General features: G+C 41.5%; 17 protein-coding genes and 1 tRNA gene. 7 read left to right on the forward strand and 11 right to left on the reverse strand.

Annotated features, from left to right (window positions below; genetic code table 11):
* The 6 genes from ACJ751_RS07735 to ACJ751_RS07760 form a co-directional block, all read right to left on the reverse strand.
* Window positions 1-488 (reverse strand): hypothetical protein (locus ACJ751_RS07735; RefSeq protein WP_407744881.1); only part of this gene is annotated, 488 nt, incomplete at its 3' end.
* Window positions 489-718: 230 nt separating this feature from the next.
* Window positions 719-1,345, reverse strand: coding sequence for a hypothetical protein (locus tag ACJ751_RS07740; protein ID WP_407744883.1), 627 nt, complete (start codon window positions 1,343-1,345; stop codon window positions 719-721).
* A gap of 448 nt (window positions 1,346-1,793) precedes the next feature.
* Window positions 1,794-2,216 carry an SH3 domain-containing protein gene (locus ACJ751_RS07745; RefSeq protein WP_407744884.1) on the reverse strand — a complete coding sequence of 141 codons (423 nt, stop codon included), beginning with the start codon at window positions 2,214-2,216 and terminating at the stop codon, window positions 1,794-1,796.
* Between the two features lie 15 nt (window positions 2,217-2,231).
* Window positions 2,232-2,726, reverse strand: a complete 495-nt coding sequence (locus tag ACJ751_RS07750) for a BON domain-containing protein (protein WP_407744886.1) — start codon at window positions 2,724-2,726, stop codon at window positions 2,232-2,234.
* 59 nt (window positions 2,727-2,785) lie between these two features.
* Window positions 2,786-4,036 carry a DUF937 domain-containing protein gene (locus ACJ751_RS07755; RefSeq protein ID WP_407744888.1) on the reverse strand — a complete coding sequence of 417 codons (1,251 nt, stop codon included), beginning with the start codon at window positions 4,034-4,036 and terminating at the stop codon, window positions 2,786-2,788.
* A 387-nt stretch (window positions 4,037-4,423) separates the two neighbouring features.
* Window positions 4,424-5,680 (reverse strand): hypothetical protein, encoded by a 1,257-nt coding sequence (locus ACJ751_RS07760; protein ID WP_407744890.1) that lies wholly within the window; start codon window positions 5,678-5,680, stop codon window positions 4,424-4,426.
* Window positions 5,681-5,842: 162 nt separating this feature from the next.
* Here ACJ751_RS07760 and ACJ751_RS07765 point away from each other — a divergent pair, with 162 nt between their 5' ends.
* The gene (locus tag ACJ751_RS07765) at window positions 5,843-7,444 is read left to right on the forward strand and encodes an NAD(P)/FAD-dependent oxidoreductase (protein ID WP_407744891.1); all 1,602 of its coding nucleotides are present in this window, start codon (window positions 5,843-5,845) and stop codon (window positions 7,442-7,444) included.
* Between the two features lie 126 nt (window positions 7,445-7,570).
* Here ACJ751_RS07765 and ACJ751_RS07770 read toward each other — a convergent pair whose 3' ends face one another.
* From ACJ751_RS07770 to recQ, 5 genes are all read right to left on the reverse strand, one after another.
* Window positions 7,571-8,992 (reverse strand): hypothetical protein, encoded by a 1,422-nt coding sequence (locus ACJ751_RS07770; RefSeq protein ID WP_407744893.1) that lies wholly within the window; start codon window positions 8,990-8,992, stop codon window positions 7,571-7,573.
* A 134-nt stretch (window positions 8,993-9,126) separates the two neighbouring features.
* Complete coding sequence (locus ACJ751_RS07775) at window positions 9,127-9,843, reverse strand: glycosyltransferase family 2 protein (protein ID WP_407744895.1); 717 nt, start codon at window positions 9,841-9,843, stop codon at window positions 9,127-9,129.
* 139 nt (window positions 9,844-9,982) lie between these two features.
* Window positions 9,983-10,055 (reverse strand) — tRNA-Phe (locus tag ACJ751_RS07780).
* Between the two features lie 182 nt (window positions 10,056-10,237).
* Window positions 10,238-10,675: a hypothetical protein gene (locus ACJ751_RS07785; RefSeq protein WP_407744896.1), complete on the reverse strand. Its 438-nt coding sequence runs from the start codon at window positions 10,673-10,675 to the stop codon at window positions 10,238-10,240.
* Between the two features lie 218 nt (window positions 10,676-10,893).
* Entirely contained in the window at window positions 10,894-13,188 is a 2,295-nt protein-coding gene (recQ, locus tag ACJ751_RS07790) for a DNA helicase RecQ (protein ID WP_407744898.1), read from the reverse strand.
* Between the two features lie 438 nt (window positions 13,189-13,626).
* Here recQ and ACJ751_RS07795 point away from each other — a divergent pair, with 438 nt between their 5' ends.
* The 6 genes from ACJ751_RS07795 to ACJ751_RS07820 all read left to right on the forward strand — a co-directional run bounded on the left by ACJ751_RS07795 (window position 13,627) and on the right by ACJ751_RS07820 (window position 18,627).
* A complete protein-coding gene (locus tag ACJ751_RS07795) occupies window positions 13,627-14,604 on the forward strand; it encodes an SIS domain-containing protein (RefSeq protein ID WP_407744900.1) in 978 nt (325 codons plus the stop codon).
* Between the two features lie 130 nt (window positions 14,605-14,734).
* On the forward strand, window positions 14,735-15,817 hold the full coding sequence (locus ACJ751_RS07800; RefSeq protein WP_407744902.1) for a mannose-1-phosphate guanylyltransferase: 1,083 nt from the start codon (window positions 14,735-14,737) through the stop codon (window positions 15,815-15,817).
* 2 nt (window positions 15,818-15,819) lie between these two features.
* A complete protein-coding gene (locus ACJ751_RS07805) occupies window positions 15,820-16,536 on the forward strand; it encodes a 3'-5' exonuclease (RefSeq protein WP_407744904.1) in 717 nt (238 codons plus the stop codon).
* An 11-nt stretch (window positions 16,537-16,547) separates the two neighbouring features.
* Entirely contained in the window at window positions 16,548-16,907 is a 360-nt protein-coding gene (locus ACJ751_RS07810; RefSeq protein ID WP_407744905.1) for an MmcQ/YjbR family DNA-binding protein, read from the forward strand.
* Between the two features lie 25 nt (window positions 16,908-16,932).
* Window positions 16,933-18,084 carry a methionine aminotransferase gene (locus ACJ751_RS07815; RefSeq protein ID WP_407744907.1) on the forward strand — a complete coding sequence of 384 codons (1,152 nt, stop codon included), beginning with the start codon at window positions 16,933-16,935 and terminating at the stop codon, window positions 18,082-18,084.
* Window positions 18,085-18,135: 51 nt separating this feature from the next.
* A complete protein-coding gene (locus ACJ751_RS07820; RefSeq protein WP_407744908.1) occupies window positions 18,136-18,627 on the forward strand; it encodes an N-acetyltransferase family protein in 492 nt (163 codons plus the stop codon).
* Window positions 18,628-18,782: the final 155 nt, after the last annotated feature.

Here is an 18,782-nt window from a genome sequence, read left to right on the forward strand (position 1 = left end):
ATGGCCGCTGCGAAGCCCTGAATGACATTTCCTTTGCCGGCGGCGCCGATGTAAACATTGCTGCTTCGATCGATATAGATGCCGGAAAAGGAAGAAGGAGTCTGGAGGAAGAGTCCATAGACCCGAACGTTGCTGACAGCGACGATGTCGATGCAATTAAGATTAGTGATGGGGTTCGCATCGACAATGATGATCCTGGCGGCGCTTATGCCGAAGGGAGTTCCAGGTTGTGTGGTTCCGTCGATCGTGAGATTAGAGGGCAGTCTGGGCAGGGCGGATGCGATTGTGATGGTGCGACCTGCCCGGGATTGGTCGGCAATATTGAAGATGATGAGATTGGGGGTGGCGCTATTGACGGCAGCCTGGTTAATGGCGTCACGAAGGGAACCGGGGCCGCTGTCTGCGTTGGAGGTCACCGTGAATGTGTTGGCCAGGGCTGAAAAGGCACCAATTAATAGGAGTAGGGTTAGGGTTAGGGTAAACTTCATGAATTGGCCAAGATATGCAAAAAAAACAGGATCGGAAAGGGAAAGTGCAGCGCATATTTACTAATAGACTCTAAGGTTCTATTGCCGAACTGTCCAGGCTCTGATCTCTTTTGAAACCAGCATTTCTTCGTCAAAAAACATTGTAGATTGATTTAACGTTTGCAGGTAAAGTTTTGGGAGCGTTCGTACGGGCGGTCCTTAACGCCAGCCCACACGATGCAAAATCCATGTTATATGCCGTTGCTCAAACGGATTGTTCTTATGAACCTCATTGAAGTATTGATGAAACTATTCTTATTAATTGTGTCTTGACTTTTAAGTTCATAATCAAATTCAATCTCATTTCCTTTGATAGTTGTCAACGCTGCCACCTTTGCAAAATGCTTTTGTTTTGTCGTGTCAAAGCCAGCCATGCAAACAATAGAAAAGTAGCGATCATAGATTCTCTCTGTAGTGTCATTAACGATTTTGCCGTTGTATGGGTCGCTTGAAAGGCGTTCTATGAAATGTTTATGTTGTACCAAATTCTGTAATGTGTCAGGATTGGTACGAAACGGAAAATAACCTGAATGAACTATAGTAAACTGGTCCAGAGAAATGTCGGGCACGTTATAATAAAATCCACTCTCCTTAAAAACGGGCAGGCATTTGGGTTGAAATCGGTACTGCTCGTGATTGCAGGGCTTTCCACAATCAGATTGATTTGTCCAGGCAAATGAAGTATCAAAACGAGCGGGAATGGAAAAAGAGACTGTGCCCAAACTGTCTCGTAAAGTTGTTGTCACAGTTTTAGAATCGTTGGAAAGTGACAGTTTTTTGTCTTTAGGTGACCTGTTAATGTAAGAAGCTAATAACATTACCGTTATGACTTTACTGAAGTGCCGCATGATGGCATTTAACGTTTATATTTCCACTATTATACGCTTCTTTTTGAAGAAAGCAATTTTTGCAAATTATTATTTTTAAGATACTTAGCAAAAAGTGCGATTATCACTCGGTATCGCAAATACAACTTAAGCCAGCTAGATCATTCAACGGACTTAAAACCCTTAGTAAATCTTTATTTGTTTGCTTATTTGTTCGAACATAATCCCCATCACCAACTTATATATCTTTTTTATGTTACCGTTTGAGATTTCAGCAAATACTCATTGCAAAAATCTACAATCTTATTAAGATCTACCGCAAACAGGTTCGAAAGTTGTAACCTACAGCCCACTGAAAAATTGTAACCCCTTCCACTTGTTAAGTAGTAAAAAATAAGGGGACTCTTCAAAAGAAGAAATCCCCTATCTATGACTGCCCTCAACCTTGAGGTGATAAATATTGTGCATAAGCATACCCTTCCTCTCCGGCATCGGTCCTGATAAGCCACCATTGATCATTGGTTTTACTAACCAGGGTAACAATTTCATGATGTGCTGCTTTACCTACAATTGGCTGGTCGGTCCCCGGCCCTTTTCTGATATTCAGGTTTGATTTATCAGTGGTTACCTGTGCTTTTGCACCTGGTATCATAGTCGAAACGTTTATATTCATTACCACATCACCTGATCGAAAATCAGGATCAATTTTACCATAAATGTTCCACAAAGTATCCTTTGCTGTACCGCTCGGAGCTTCTCCGTCAATATACAGAACATTTTCCTGTTCGCGTACCTGCAGGTTGGCAATGCCAACTGTTTTTGCGGTATTAAGCAATTCCTGGTATTTATCCTGTAATGCCATAATTAGTCCCTCCTTTTACTTAATGGTAAGCTGATTATCTATTTTTTTAGGTTTTAATGATTGCAGGCTCATCATTAGTTTTTGAAGGTTAACGCGTTTAATATCTCCTGTGAGTGTAACAACTCCATCATTCACAGTTGCGTTTACTCCAGGATAACTCTTAATGGCATCCTTTACATTTTTAAGTAACGCGTCATCTTGGGCTATGGTTACCGGAGCTGACTGCATTGGCGGAGGAGTTACTGTACAATTGTTGACGACCTTCTTTACACCTTTTACCTTCGCAACTTCCGATTCAACTTCCGATTTACTGGCTTCATCTTTACATTCACCCGAAAGCGTAACAACACCATCATGTACACTGGCGGCTATACCGGTTACAGCAGGGTTGTTTCTAATAGCGGTTTCTACGGCTGCCTGAATTTTGCTATCCTTTGGCCCGCAGGCAGACAAAGAAAACAGGGTAATGAAGACAAACAGAAGTATCCCTGAAAAACTATTCTTTCTCATACGTTACCTTATTTTAATCAAATTAAAGCGCCACCTATGGTGGCTTCATTCAAAGAGAATTATTTCTGCCGCACATTCACGGCCATCCTTCTGTCTTTTTTTCTTTCATCATCAGGTGCATCAGCTGCAGCCTTTGCAAATTGGGAACCATAACCCTCAGCGCCGGCTAGCTGGGATTCAGGTACTCCATTATTTTTAAGCGCCGATGATACGGCTTCAGCCCTTGCTTTAGATAGTTTCTGGTTACTGCTTTCATTGCCCGTTTTATCAGTATAGCCGCCAATCTTTATTGCAGCATGAGGAAACGCTTTCATGATGGCAGCAATATTTTTTATTTGCGTCATACTCTCAGGCATTATAGTGGCGCTGCCTGTTTCAAAATTCACATTGTCAAAATCGAACCAGGTATTTTTATCAACTTTTTGTGAAGGGTCGTTTAAAAACTTTACCAGCTGATCTTCGATGCCACCTTTATAAGCATTGATCTCCGTGCCATTAGGTAATTGCACCATTATCGATGCCCGAGTAGAAGGGTAGGTGACTGGCGGAGCTGAAGCAATGGCAGAATCGGGACGCATATTGATGCTTGACTGCATATTTTTATCCTTGTTGCCTCTTTTACCCATAAAAAGCCATATCAGTGCAATGAGCGCCAGGGCTAATAAGGCAGGCACAAACCAATTTGTTTTCCTGGGGCTGCCTGGCTGGTTGGCCGCTGCACTTTTAATAGAACCGCCAATGCCCGATAATGCATTTGTTAATCTGTTCCCTACGCTTCCCAGGCTGCTTAATCCCAGGGCTCCGGCGAGGTTCAGACCTGGGGGAACGGCATTCAGAATGTTATCCTTTTGGTTGTTAAGAAAAGAAAGAAAACCAGCAGTATTCATGTTGGTTGAACTGGCATGACTACCTATAGCACCCAGGGCTGCGGGCGCAGCTGCACTCAGTAAGGCTGTTGCCGAACCGGACCTGATACCGGCGTAGTTGGCAATCATGTTGGAAACATTATTCAGGCGGTCGCCAAAAATTCCTTTCAGTAATTCTGTTCCTCTGCTAATTAAACTATTGTCTGTGAAAAAGCGGCCAATATTGGAAAGCATGCCGCTGTTAAATGTTTCTTTAGCCATCCTAAGGAGGTTCCCTGCGTCTCCTGACCCTGCTTTATCCATAATGCCGGTTAATACCGCAGGAATTGCTCCGGACACCGCTTTCTGCATGTTACCTTCATTCTCTCCTAAAACATTACTGGCATTGTCAATGACATCATTGCCCAGAAATCCTCTTATTGAATCAAATAAGTTGAATGACATAACCTTCATTTTAGTGATGAATAAATAATGTAGAAGTTGATAAATAAGGTGCGGGCTGAATGGATACGAAAGTGGCGGGTTGAGGAGTCAATCAACGTAGTAAGTACTGCACATATTAAGATTGGTTGCGTTTGGGTGTGTTCGCAAAACGAGCTTTTGGCTTAATGTAAGTTAGACCTCTTCATGGCGGATTCCAAATTAAGTTTGCCTGATTTTCGAATGAAATCACCTTAAACAACAGCGGATATCACACCATGTAAAATTGCCGCAAATCAGTATAATATTTTGCTTTAATAGTACGTGAGTATTTTTTTGCCCAACTTTCTAATAGTAATGCATTAACTACAAGCAATGCTGATGTATAACCATTGGCATTGACTAGAAGGGCTAGGTGTTATCATGTTTTGTCATCATTAGCTCATGTCTGTTAATGATAAGATAGCTTATAGCTGCCAACTGGAAAAGAACTGCCGGCAAAACAGTACGTCTTAATTCTATTCCCCCTGAAACAGCCAGGAATAGTGCAAAAAAGATGGAAGTGAAAAGGAGTACTCCAACAAAAATAAGCAACTGTTTACCGTTGGCTGATAGTGACCTTTTGAATGAAGGAGCAGTTTGCCTGCGCTTCCGGATAAACCAATAAATAAAGGTTAACAGGAAAAAACAAATTGCGAAATATACCCCGTTCTTTTTCAGTATTTTTATATATGGACCATAACAAACGTCAAGACAGGAAAGACCTAATTTAGTGTCTTTTACATATCTTTCAACAGACAAACCCATCAGATTGATTACGTCTTTTTTTCTTTCGAAGTAAGCTATCCGAAATGCTTTGTTTAGAGTATCCACATAGGCTTTGTCGTACACTTTTAGCACCTTTAATTCCTCCATCGGAGCTATACACGGGTCGCTGTTATATTTGGCCTTAAGCAACTGAATGTCGTCAATAATCAGGCTAATGAAACGGGCTTCTTCGCTTGTAGAATCTTTCACCTCCTGCAATCTTGCTTTTAAATCATCGACTTTATCAGAGTTCGCGAGAAGATACCCGATATTGGCCGAAGAAGAACTTTTGCTCATATTGTACCGGTAGCTGAAGGCGAAAATTCCAATAGTTACAATAAACAGAACGAGAGCCGGTCGCCTTGCAGAGCGGAACGCTTTGCCGAACCATGCTATCACCGCGATCAACACACTGCAGCCAATGACGTAAATCATGATCCAGGGCTTTAACAGAATGGCAAGCAGGCCAATAGCCACTGAATACAGAATGGCCGATGCCAGCGAAGTTTGGCGTCTTGGAAAAAAAAGTAAGGATAAGAAAATGACAATCCAGATTTCTACCGCAAAAAGAATGGATTCCGTTAAACAGGAGCCACAATAACTCCAGATGGCGGGCAGAAGAAGAAACCCGATCAATATTCCAATATTTGTTAACGATAGTAGTTTTTTGCGTGGACCGCAAAACCAAAAGAAACATGCCAGGCTCAAAATTTGAATAAAGTAACAAACGATGCTTTGTTTCAGGTGTAACATGCCCGTTATTCGAAGCAATAGCGGAAATAATAAAGGACGACCGGAAGAAGTATCACTCAGATGGTCCGCCGTTGCCAGGTAATCATAGGAATCGGGAAAAAAAGTCACTGGTTTAATACAAAATAAGACCAGCCAGGAAATAAAGAGAAAAATAGCAACGAGTAGGATAAATATTATGCGGGTTCTGGGGGGTATGCGAAACATGCTCAAATGTAAAGAAGAAAGCATAAAAGACATAAAAAAATTATACTAATTTCACGGCCTTATTGCATGAAAAAAGACACTGTTAATCACGACAAGAAAGCGATTATTATTGGAGCTGGACCTGCTGGTTTGACAGCTGCCTACGAATTACTGACACGGACTAATATAAAGCCAATTATCCTGGAAAAGACCGGAGATATTGGAGGTATATCCAAGACCGTGAACTACAAAGGGAACCGGATCGATATAGGCGGGCATCGGTTTTTTTCCAAATCGGACAGGGTTATGGATTGGTGGTTCCGTTTTATGCCTTTGGAAACCACTACTGAGGGTGAAATAAACATTAACTATCAGAACCGGTCACGCAAGTTATATAATACTGGAACTACAAGCTCTACTGTAGACAAGAACAAGGTTATGCTGTTGCGCCGCCGTTTGTCACGCATTTATTTTCTCCGTCAGTTCTTTAACTATCCGCTCAACCTGTCGGCCAATACCCTTCGCAAACTAGGGCTTCTCCGAACTATAAGTATTGGTTTCTCTTATACATTTGCCCGGCTATTTCCGAGGCGAAAAGAAAGGACGCTTGAGGACTTTATGATCAATCGATTTGGCAAAACCTTATATAAAACCTTTTTTAAAGATTATACCGAAAAAGTTTGGGGAGTTAGTTGCAACGAAATATCTGCTGAATGGGGAGCTCAGCGGATCAAGGGGGTATCCATTACCAAAGCTATTGCGCATGCACTGAAGCGTAAGAAAAAAGAAGATCAGGATATCGCGCAAAAAAATGTAGAAACCAGCCAGATCGAACGCTTTCTTTATCCAAAATTAGGACCTGGACAACTTTGGGAAGAGGTTGCCCGGCAGGTTGAAAGCATGGGCGGTGAAATTATCTTCCATCAAAAGATAACGAGCATAGTCAATCACAAAGAAGGAGTTTCAGCCATTCGGTCCGTCAATGCACAAACTGGGGAATCACAAACCTGGGAAGGTGACTATTTTTTCTCTACCATGCCCGTAAATGAGCTTATTGGAGGTATGTCAGGCGGCGTTCCTGCCGAAGTCAGGGACGTAGCGGCTGGTTTGTTATACAGGGATTTTATTACGGTAGGCTTATTGCTAAAGCAATTCTCTGTTCCGGACAAGGCGACTGGCGGCTTCCAAAAGCTTAGACTGGAAGATACCTGGATCTACGTACAGGAAAAAGATGTAAAGGTGGGTCGGTTGCAGCTTTTTAACAACTGGAGTCCTTTCCTGGTAAAAGACCCCGCAACAAGCTGGATCGGCATGGAATACTTTTGCAACAAGGATGACGACTTTTGGAACCAATCCGAAGAAGTTATTAAGGAGACGGCCATCACCGAACTGGAGAAGATCGGGCTTGCCCGAAAAGAAGACCTTTTGGATGCCACCGTTCTTCGTATGGAGAAAACCTATCCTGCCTACTTTGGGACCTACGATCGTTTTGACGTCATCCGAAACTTTGTGGACGGTCTTCAAAATCTTTATCTTATAGGCCGCAATGGAATGCACAAATACAACAATTCGGACCACTCCATGCTGACAGCTATGACTGCAGTAGATAATATTGTTGCCGGCATCACCGATAAATCGAATATCTGGTCGATCAATACTGAAATGGAATATCACGAAGAGGCGAAATAAGAGGCAATTCAACGCGGTAATTGTCAAATCCGCTGAAACGCAGAATTAGTAAAGTTTGACCAATAAAAAAGGCCACATCACTGTGATCTTTCATCGTAGTGTCTGGCGCCATTGGGCCTCCAGGTTTTATTTAGAACTTACCGGTTCAAATTCTTTTATTGGTTTACCCAAAAAATCGGAAGTGGAATCAATTACCTTCCATTCAGGGATAGTATCCGTTGAAATTACAATGGATGAATTAAAATTGTAGTTGCTAAAGTCTTTTTCAATTTCCACTGAATTACTTTTCTTCTTTATTGTAAGATAGGCTTTAAGTATCTCGGTAAAATCCCAATTTGTATTTAAATGTCTTGTATAAACTTTATCATGCTCCGCCAGAGGAGATTCTATTTCTTTAAAATGATATGCTTTACTTAAATCATCTTTTTGATGAATATTATTGAAGTATAAATATGACACAATACAGAAAATACCTGTTAATACAAAAGCAGCAGGTCCTGATTTGAATACACCTACCGGCTTGGCAGTTTTAACCCGCACAGCATCTGTTATGGCCATACAGGCATTTAACAATATAATTACACCATAAGGCAGGAAAACCCTTGAAAAGGGAAGCTGCTTTAATGCTATCATTAAAACTAAAGGAACAACCAGGAAATAAAAGTTATAATACCGTTTTTGCTTAATTGAATACCAGATAAACAAAGCCAGTATAAGCCAACCTATATAATAGGGAAGCGTTAAATAATCTACCAAATTCCCCAAATAGGTAATTACCTTTTGAAATGAGAATTGCTCATTGGGTTTCACATAAGGATTAGCTGTAATTTGATGTATTCCCTGCGATATGATTATTGGGGAGTACAGCAGTAATATGGTAGCACCATAAAAGATATTGGTTGTGATAAAAAAAACAAGCTCTTTTTTTATTTCCTTATAATTAATAGTAAGGAATATAAGGTAAATGGCGCCGGCTGTATATAAATATGCAGGACTTGTGAACATGCCAATAACTGATAACAGTAATATGGCATTTATCCTTTCTCTGAAGCCGGCATATTGATTAACCCGGGGATCAGCGGCAAAAAAATAAGAAGCAACGCCACAAAATATTTGAATAGAATAACCACGAGCCTGAAATGCATATTCAATAATATTGGGCGACAGCAAAAAGAAGACAGAAAACAATAAGACAGAAAAAAGCCTTTCAATAAAAAACCTTGTGTAAATAAAATACAGAGATAAAGCAGTAAAAAGTAAGGCCGGAAGCCTTACTGCCATTTCAGACCGGGTAAAGCTAAATATTGCCCAGGTTATATTAGTAAGAATCGAATGAAAAACATGATTATTGGGCACAGGATAGTTAGAAATAGAAGTAAGTATGTCCTTTGATGTAAACTCATTAAATGTAAAAGACTCATCGTATGAAAGCGGCAATGTTAAGGCGAAAGTGACAAGCATGGCGATGATAGCAGCCAAAGGCCAATAAACTGCTTTATTCCGCTTCTCTGCTCCCGGATACTTTTTAATAAGTTTAATTCCCGACACGATGCTCCTGAAGTACAAAAAAAGAATAACGACCCATATAACTAATACAGGTATTAAGTAATATTTTGACAATATGTCGCCCATCCTTTGAATTTTGTAAGCAAAAAGAATTACTGCTTTATCTTAGGTAAATATTAAGATTTAAACAGTCCGTATTTCAGAATACAAAAAATTGCCCGAAAACCGTCCTTCCAGTTAATTTTCTTCCCTTCAGCATACGTTCTTCCATAATAAGAAATCCCAACCTCATATATTCTTATATTAGGGATCCGGGAAACTTTATTGGTTACCTCTGGTTCAAACCCAAATCTTTGTTCTTTTAGCTTAAGCGACTTTATGATAGGAGCTCTGAACAATTTATAGCATGTTTCCATATCTGTTAGGTTAAGATTAGTAAACATGTTCGATAAAAATGTCAGGAACCGGTTACCTATGGTATGCCAGAAAAATAAAATTCTATGTGGTCTGCCGCCCATAAACCGGCTTCCATACACTACATCGGCAAATTCATCAACTACAGGTTTTAATAATATATTGAACTCATTCGGATCATATTCCAAATCGGCGTCTTGAATTATTATATAATCGCCATTTGCCTGCGCAATTCCGGTGTGTAATGCCGCGCCTTTTCCTTTATTTACCTGATGTTTGAAGTATTTTATGTCCACATCTGGTTTACTCTCAATATATTTTAATACTACCTCTTCAGTATTATCTCTTGAGCAGTCGTTTACCAGTATTAGTTCCTTTTCAATGTCGTTAATGAGATCAACCTTGCAAATTTTGTTGAGAATCAAATGAACAGTTGCGGCTTCGTTGTAAACCGGGATAATAATAGACAATTTGGCCATATTGGGTTATTAAAGGTACAATGAGGTAAAAATAAAATAATTAAGGTTTGATAGTAAATATTTAGTGCAAATAGAAATAGAATAAAAAATATAAACGAAGTATATAAAAAAAGCCCCTGATATTTATCAGGGGCCTTCGTGGTGTGGGGCGGGATCGAACCGCCGACACAAGGATTTTCAGTCCTTTGCTCTACCGACTGAGCTACCGCACCTTTTTGATTTTTGCCTATTCGGCTAAATCGGGCTGCAAAAATAGGAGATATTCCGAAATAACAAGCAAAAAACCCTAAAAAAATCTAGCAATTTTCAATAAAAAAGCACCCTACTCGGAGTGCTTATTGGCTTATTCATTATTCATGCCCTTATTGCAGTCTCTTTATATAAATTCTTTCTTTTAAATTGATTCAACGGGTACCTTCTTTCCAACAGTACTGTCTGTATCCAATTCCAAAATCAGTTGTTTAATCTCGGGTTGGGGCTCAGAAGTCTCCTGGTGGGGAGTGGTTTGCTTAATGATTTCCGGATTCGATTGTGCCTGGGGAACATCCACTTCATTATCCATGATTAGATCAGACCCGGCAGCCTTTTCAAAAAGAGGATCATCGATCCAATGGCTGTCATCCAGGGTTTTTGATGTAGATGCTTTATGATCGGTATGCTCACTTGTTAAGCCGTTGTTTGTTTTATCCTTGTCGCCGGCATCAATAGGTGATGCGGCCCCATGGGCCTGGTTAAAGGATAAAACTTTGCTGACTGTACTCTCCTTATTCATTACGCCATACACCCCGGCCAGCATTAGGCATGAAACGCCCATCAATACAATGGTTTTCATTAGGATCTTAATTTTAGCGTTTAGGAGTTATTACTTACTCTTAAACGGGATTATGAAATCTAAAGTATTATCCCGGAACCAAATATGCCTCTTATTTCGATTAAAGGTCTCTATTGTTCGATGAATGCCTGTGAAACTTAGGCTGGCTATATAATAAAAAATGTATGCCACCGCCAGGCGGGGCATACATTCCAGATTGAGTAATTTATGTAGCGTGATTACATTCCGTACATTGCCAGGAACTTGATACGCATGATCTTTAACTGTTCCCAGTTGAAGTTATGCTCGGCTAATTCTTCAAGGGCCAGCTGCAGCGATGAGGTTTCGCACCCTTTGAAATATTCTATAATTTCTTCCTGTTCATTATCATCCAGCATTTCGGCAATGGCATAATCAAGGTTAAGCTTGGTGCCGCTGGCAGCAATGGTCTCCATTTCTTCCAGCATTTCATCCATCCGCCAGCCCTTATTTTTGGCAATTACCTCCAGCGGTATCTTTTTATCTGTTTGTTGAATGATGTATACCTTATTACCGCTTTTGTTCACCACGCTTTTCATTACGAAATCATCGGGACGAACAATATTGTTTTCCTCCACATAGCGGGCTACCAGTTCAATAAAAGGCTTACCATAACGAATGGCCTTACCCTTACTTACTCCGGAACATTTTTCAAGTTCTTCAAGTTTGGTAGGGTATAGGGTTGCCATATCCTGCAGCGAAGTTTCAAGGAAGATCACAAACGGCGGCAGTGATTTGCGCTTGGCTTCTTTCTGACGCAGCTCCTTCAGCATTTCAAACAGCTTTTCATCGACGGCGGCGCCGGTGGCTGCTTCAGCAGCACCTTCATCATCATCGGCATTGGCTTCTTCGTACAAATTGTTCAATACGATCTTGAACGATTTGGGTTTTTTGGCAAATGCTTCCCCGTTCCTGGTAATCTTTAATACGCCATACTCTTCGATATCCTTGCTCAATAAGCCTTCCAGCAACATTTGCCGGATCAACGTATTCCAGTAATGATCTGGCTGGTCGTTACCAATGGCAAACTCAGGAAGGCTTTCATGGCGGTACATGGCGATATTGGGGGTTAGCCGTCCAATAATGATGTTAACCGTGTAGTCAGCGGCAAAGCGTTCGTCGAGTGCTTTAATGGCCTTCAACACCTTCACCACATTATCTTTTGCTTCAACGTGCTCTTTGGGGTGTAAACAGTTATCACATTGTCCGCAATTTTGCTCGGTATATTCTTCCCCGAAATAGCTCATCAGTATCTTACGGCGGCAAACCCCGCTTTCTGAGTAGGCTACTGTTTCGCTGATAAGCTGGGCGCCAACTTCACGTTCACTAAGCGGTTTGTCGCGCATCAAATGCTCCAGCTTTGATACGTCTTTATGCGAATAATATAAAATACATTTTCCTTCCAGTCCTTCCCGACCGGCACGGCCGGTTTCCTGGTAATAGTTTTCAATGCTTTTTGGAATGTTATAGTGAATTACAAAACGGATATCCGGTTTGTCTATTCCCATTCCAAAAGCAATAGTGGCAACAATCACCTGTACATCTTCATTTAAGAAGAGGTCCTGGCGTTCTGCACGCAACTTACTGTCCAGACCGGCATGATATGCAACGGCTTTAATGCCATTAGCCATCAGCATGTCGGCCAGCTCTTCAGTTGTTTTACGGTTTAATGTATAAATGATACCGCTCTTGCCTTTCATTGAAACAATGAAGCGCACAATGTTTTTGATCGTTTGATCTTTCTTGATCTTGGGCTGTATTTCGTAATACAGGTTGGGGCGGTTAAAAGAAGAGATGAAGATATCTGGTTCTTTCAATGCCAGGTTCTTTATAATATCACTTTGTACTTTAGGTGTAGCTGTGGCGGTTAAGGCAATAACCGGGATGTCAGGATTGATCTGCGTCATCATTTCACGCAACCTTCTGTATTCAGGACGGAAATCATGTCCCCATTCTGAGATACAGTGAGCTTCATCAACCGCAAAAAAAGAAAGTTTCAGATCAGAGAAGAACTCCAGGTTTTCCTGCTTGGTCAATGTTTCCGGCGCAACATACAACATTTTTGTGCGCCCGCTAAGCAGGTCATCATGCACCTCGCGTATTTCCTTTTTTGTTAAAGTAGAGTTAAGAAAATGCGCTACCTCATCTTTACTACTGTAACTGCGCACCAGGTCAACCTGGTTTTTCATCAGCGCAATAAGCGGGCTAATGATTATAGCAACGCCTTCGCTCATGATGGCCGGTAACTGGTAGCACAAGCTTTTTCCACCACCGGTAGGCTTAATTACAAACGTATCTTTTCCTGCTAATAAAGTTTTTATGATGGCTTCCTGGTTGCCTTTAAAATGATCGAATCCAAATTGCTCCTGGAGAGCTTGATGTAAAGAAGCGCTGGAAATAATAGTAGAAGAGTTTGACGCTTTTGTCTTTGCTACTGTAGTGTCTTTCTGAAGTTTTGCCGTTTTTGACGACGTTTTTTTTGATGTGGTTGACATTGCTCAAATTGTTTCCTTCGCACAGATTGTTTCAGAAAATATTTATTTACGTGCCTGTTTATTGCCGGGTTATTAACGGCAATAAATGGTTAAAGTTGCCCTTTGTTAGCAAATCGTCAGATCAGTTTGAATGGGTTTAAAATCAGGCCATTTTAGGATAAAGATGTAACAGGCATCTTGTAAAGGGATGCGAATTTAATTCATTTTTGTTGTTATGCCAACCTTTTAATGGTCAATAAATCATATTTTAAAACCTACTTAAGTGATCTGTAGGTCGTTAACATTGTTTTATTAGATACTACAGCAGGATTCCTTTTAAAGTGCTTAACTTAATAACGTCAGCGTTGTTATTGCTATAGTTCTGAAAATGCCTGTCTTAGCTCAAAGGCAGGTATAAAGCTTTGTGTAATTAACATTTTCAAGTAGGTTTGCCTTAATATGTCAACTTTGTCTGCCATTGATATTAAGTCTGTTGCGCTTCGAACCATTGGGTTGGAAGCAGAGGCTATTGCATCGTTACAAACCATGGTGAACGATGATTTTGAGCGTGCGGTTAAAGCTATTTATGAAACCAAAGGCCGGGTGATTATTAGTGGTATTGGTAAGAGTGCATTGATTGCCCAGAAACTGGTGGCAACATTAAACTCAACCGGTACCCCTGCTGTTTTTTTACATGCAGCCGATGCCATTCATGGCGATCTGGGTATGGTTCAGCAGGATGATGTAGTGATGATAATCAGCAAAAGTGGCGAAAGCCCTGAAATAAAAGTATTGGTTCCGTTGGTTAAGAACTTTGGCAACACGCTGATTGGTATGGTGGGCAATATCGCTTCCTTCCTGGCCAGGCAGTCGGGTATAGTGTTAAACACAACTGTGTCACAGGAGGCCTGTCCAAACAACCTGGCGCCCACATCGAGTACAACGGCCCAGCTGGTAATGGGTGATGCCATAGCGGTAAGTTTGATGGAATTGAGAGGGTTTACCTCTGAAGACTTTGCCCGGTTCCACCCCGGTGGTACGCTCGGCAAAAAGTTATACCTGCGTGTATCTGAATTGTATGTAAATAACGAAAAACCCCAGGTAAGCGAATTGGCTTCATTGAAAGAAGTGATCATGGAGATCTCAAAAAAGCGACTGGGCACAACAGCCGTTACCGATGCAAACAATCGCCTGTTGGGCATTATCACCGATGGCGATCTGCGCCGGATGCTTGAAAAGAATATTCCTTTAGACAGCGTTACCGCTAAAGAGATCATGACCCTGAACCCCAAAACCATTACGGCCGATGCGCTGGCTGTAGAAGCACTTGATCGTTTGCGAAAGTTCGACATCAACCAACTGGTGGTGGTAACGGCCGATGCATCGTACCTTGGATTCATTCATTTGCACGATCTTATCAGGGAAGGGCTCATTTAGTTAATTAATTATACAACAAGATTGTAACTTTATCAATAATGTTGTCAATCTTTCGTTCAGAACGGAATTACACATTAACAAAAAACCCTATTAACATTTTGGGCTTAGCCGAAGGACAACTTTACAAAAAATGAACAAACAAACTTACGTAGCAATAATGGCAGGGGGTATAGGCAGTCGTTTCTGGCCTGCAAGTAGAACCAACTATCCGAAACAGTTCCTGGATATTCTTAATACCGGTAAAACACTTATCCAGGCTACCTATGACCGGTTTGCTGCTTTTATTCCTGCTGAGAACATTTATGTTGTAACCTCCAATGAATATATAAATATTGTAAAGAAGCAATTGCCTCAATTGCCATTACAAAATATTCTGGGAGAACCTTCCCGAAAAAATACAGCCCCCTGTATTGCCTATATCTCTTATAAATTACACCAGCTCGATCCGCAGGCCTCATTGATCATTGCTCCTTCAGATCACCTGATCCTCGATCCGGTGGCTTTTAATAAAGTTTGTTTTGAAGCGCTCAGTTTTGTGGGCAAACACAATGCGCTGGTAACGCTGGGCATTAAACCCACATACCCTAATACCGGTTATGGTTATATACAGTACGAACAGCAAACGGTAAGTGACAATGTGTATAAAGTAAAAACCTTTACAGAAAAGCCAACAGTTGAGCTGGCCAAAACATTTATTGCCAGTGGTGAATTCTTATGGAATGCCGGCATATTTGTATGGCAGGTAAAAAACATTATTACTGCTTTTGAAAAATACCTGCCCGAAATGTATGAAGTATTTGAGGCAGAAAAACCACATTTCAATACCACGGAAGAAGTGCCGGCATTACAACGCATTTATCCACTTTGCACAAATATCTCCATTGACTTTGGTATCATGGAAAAAGCCGATAATGTATATGTTATCCCATCTTCATTTGGCTGGAGCGATCTCGGTAGCTGGAACAGCGCCTGGGAAAACCTGGAAAAAGATTACATGCACAATGCCTCCGGTGGCGGTAATGTTATTGTGTTCGACACACATCGTTGCATGATACAAACCCCCACAGATAAACTCGTAGTGCTGCAGGGGTTGGAAGACTACATTGTAGTTGATACCAACGATGTACTGCTTATTTGTAAAAGAGAGAAAGAGCAGGACATTAAAGAATATGTAGCAGAAATAAAAAGGAATAAGGGAGATAAGTACCTTTAAGTATGGTCACACTCAACAATATTCTTTTTCTCGACATAGAAACTGTTCCGCAACACGATAGCTATGAAAAAATGACGCCTGAATGGAAAGCCCTCTGGGCCCTGAAGGCGGCTTATTTAATACGCAATAAGGAAGAAGAAACGGTTGAAACCATTTATAACCGGGCCGGCATATATGCAGAGTTTGGTAAGGTTGTATGTATCACCTGCGGAATTATTCAGGGGTATCACCCTGCCAAGAAACTTGTGTTGAAGTCGTTTTGCGGTGATGATGAAAGAGAAATATTGTTACAGTTTGCCGATATGCTGAAGCGCTGGGCTACCGATGCCAATAAATGTTTGTGCGCCCATAACGGAAAAGAATTTGATTTTCCCTTTCTGTGCCGGCGAATGATCATCCATAATATTCCGCTGCCCGCGATTCTCAATACCCGTGGCAAGAAGCCCTGGGAAATAAACCACCTCGATACTATGGAATTGTGGCGTTTTGGTGATTATAAAAACTTTACTTCATTGAACCTGCTGGCCACCACACTCGGCATTCCCACGCCAAAAGATGATATTGATGGCAGCATGGTATGGGAAGTATACTGGAAGGAAAGAAACCTGGAACGCATTGTTTGTTACTGCCAGAAAGATGTGGTTACTGCCGCCCAGGTGTATTTGCGAATGACAGGTGAAGAATTGTTGGATGCAGCCAGTATCGAGATAAAACAATAAAGTTGAGAAGTATGGATATTGAATCATTACGCGACTATTGTTTATCAAAACCAGCAGTTGAAGAAACCTTTCCCTTTGGACCGGAAACCCTCGTGTATAAAGTGGGTGGGAAGGTCTTTTTAATTTGCTCTATAAATCACGAAACATTTCAGTTTAACGTGAAATGCGATCCCGAAAAAGCCATCGAACTGCGGGAGCGTTACGATTGTGTACAACCAGGCTACCATATGAACAAAAAGCACTGGAATACCATTGTAGTTGATGGAAGTGTAAACAATTCCCTGTTGAAAGAATGGATCGATGATTCCTACGACCTGATCGTGGCAAGCCTTCCGGCAAAAGCCCGGGAGCAACTGAAAGGAAAAAAATAATCTCTACCATTTTCAAATTCTCAACTTGAGCCAGCTATCCATCCAATCCAAATTACCCCAGGTAGGCACAACTATATTTACGGTGATGAGTGCCCTGGCTACTGAGCACAAAGCAGTAAACCTGGGTCAGGGGTTTCCTGATTTCCCTATGAGCGCCGAACTCACGGCACTGGTAACGGAAGCCATGCAAAACGGGTTCAATCAATATGCGCCCATGCCCGGCTACATGCCCTTACGCGAAGCCATTGCAGAAAAGATTGAATTTCTATATAGCACAAAAGTTAATCCCGATACCCAGATCACCATTACTCCCGGTGGCACCTATGCTATTTATACCGCGCTTACCACGGTATTGCAACCCGGCGATGAAGTAATTGTTTTTGAACCGGGTTACGATAGCTATATTCCCAACATCGTTGTGAATGGCGCTATACCGGTGCGCATCGATCTGCAGTTTCCCGAGTATAAGATCAATTGGGCCGAAGTGCGCCAGCGCATTACACCCAAAACAAAAATGATTATGCTGAACTCGCCGCACAACCCCACGGGCGCGGTGTTGCGCTCAGCTGATATTCAGCAATTGCGTGCGGTAGTGCAGGGCACCAATATTATTATCGTTAGCGATGAAGTGTACGAGCATATTGTATTTGATAATGTAAAACACCAATCCATATTACGGTATCCCGATCTGGCCGAAAGAAGTTTTGTATGTTTCTCTTTTGGCAAAACATATCATTGCACGGGCTGGAAGCTGGGTTACGCCGTAGCGCCTGACGCCTTTACCCGCGAATTTCGCAAGGTGCATCAGTTCAACTGCTTTAGCTGTCATACCCCTTCACAGGTAGCACTGGCCACCTTCCTTCGTAATAAAGATTCTTATTTAACGCTGGGCTCCTTTCTGCAACAAAAGCGTGATTACTTTTTACAGCTCATGAAAAATACCCGGTTCTCCATGCTGGATAGTAAAGGCAGTTATTTTATTTGCGCACAGTATGATCGCATCAGTGATGAAAGCGATAAAGACTTTGCTGTTCGCATTACAAAGGAATTTGGGGTGGCCGTTATCCCTGTTTCTGCTTTTTACCAGGATGGCACCGATAACAAAGTGGTTCGTTTTTGTTTTGGCAAAAAAGAAGAAACCCTGGCCCTGGCTGCCGAACGATTGGCGCGTGTATAAATTAACTTAATGTCCCTTCTTTTTTAGCTAATCCCTTTTTAAATTAGCTCCATGATCTCGTTGATACCAATGCAGCCCGAACATGCCAGTGCCGTACTGGAAATATATGGCCATGGCATAGCGTCAGGCATGGCCACCTTCGAAACAACCGTGCCCGACTGGAACACGTTTGATCTCAAATATCTTCCGCATTCAAGAATTATTGCCATGCAGGAAAATGAACCGGTAGGGTGGGCTGCCCTTACGCCTGTATCTGCCAGGGAATGTTACAATGGCGTGGCTGAAGTAAGCGTATATGTGCATCAGCAACATCAACGAAAAGGTATTGGCAGGATCTTGCTGGAAGAACTAATTAACACTAGTGAGCAAAACGGAATATGGTCATTGTTAAGCGTGATACATGAAGAGAACAGGGCCAGTATTCATTTGCATGAACAATGTGGCTTTCGCTATATTGGTTATCGCGAACGTATTGCCCAGCTCGATGGCGTATGGCGAACAACTGTTATGCTTGAAAAGCGAAGTAAATTGGTAGGACAATAACACAACTTTGCCCGCTGAGATTAAAATCTCATTAATGGAAAAAAGATAATATTGATCATCATTACATCCCGGTACTCGTTGTCACTCTAAAGTCGTTGTAGCATTTAACCGTTCTATAACAAACCTTTCATTCAATTCAGCGTCATATATATGAC

Source organism: Niastella sp. (assembly GCF_045805085.1).
Classification (GTDB): domain Bacteria; phylum Bacteroidota; class Bacteroidia; order Chitinophagales; family Chitinophagaceae; genus Niastella.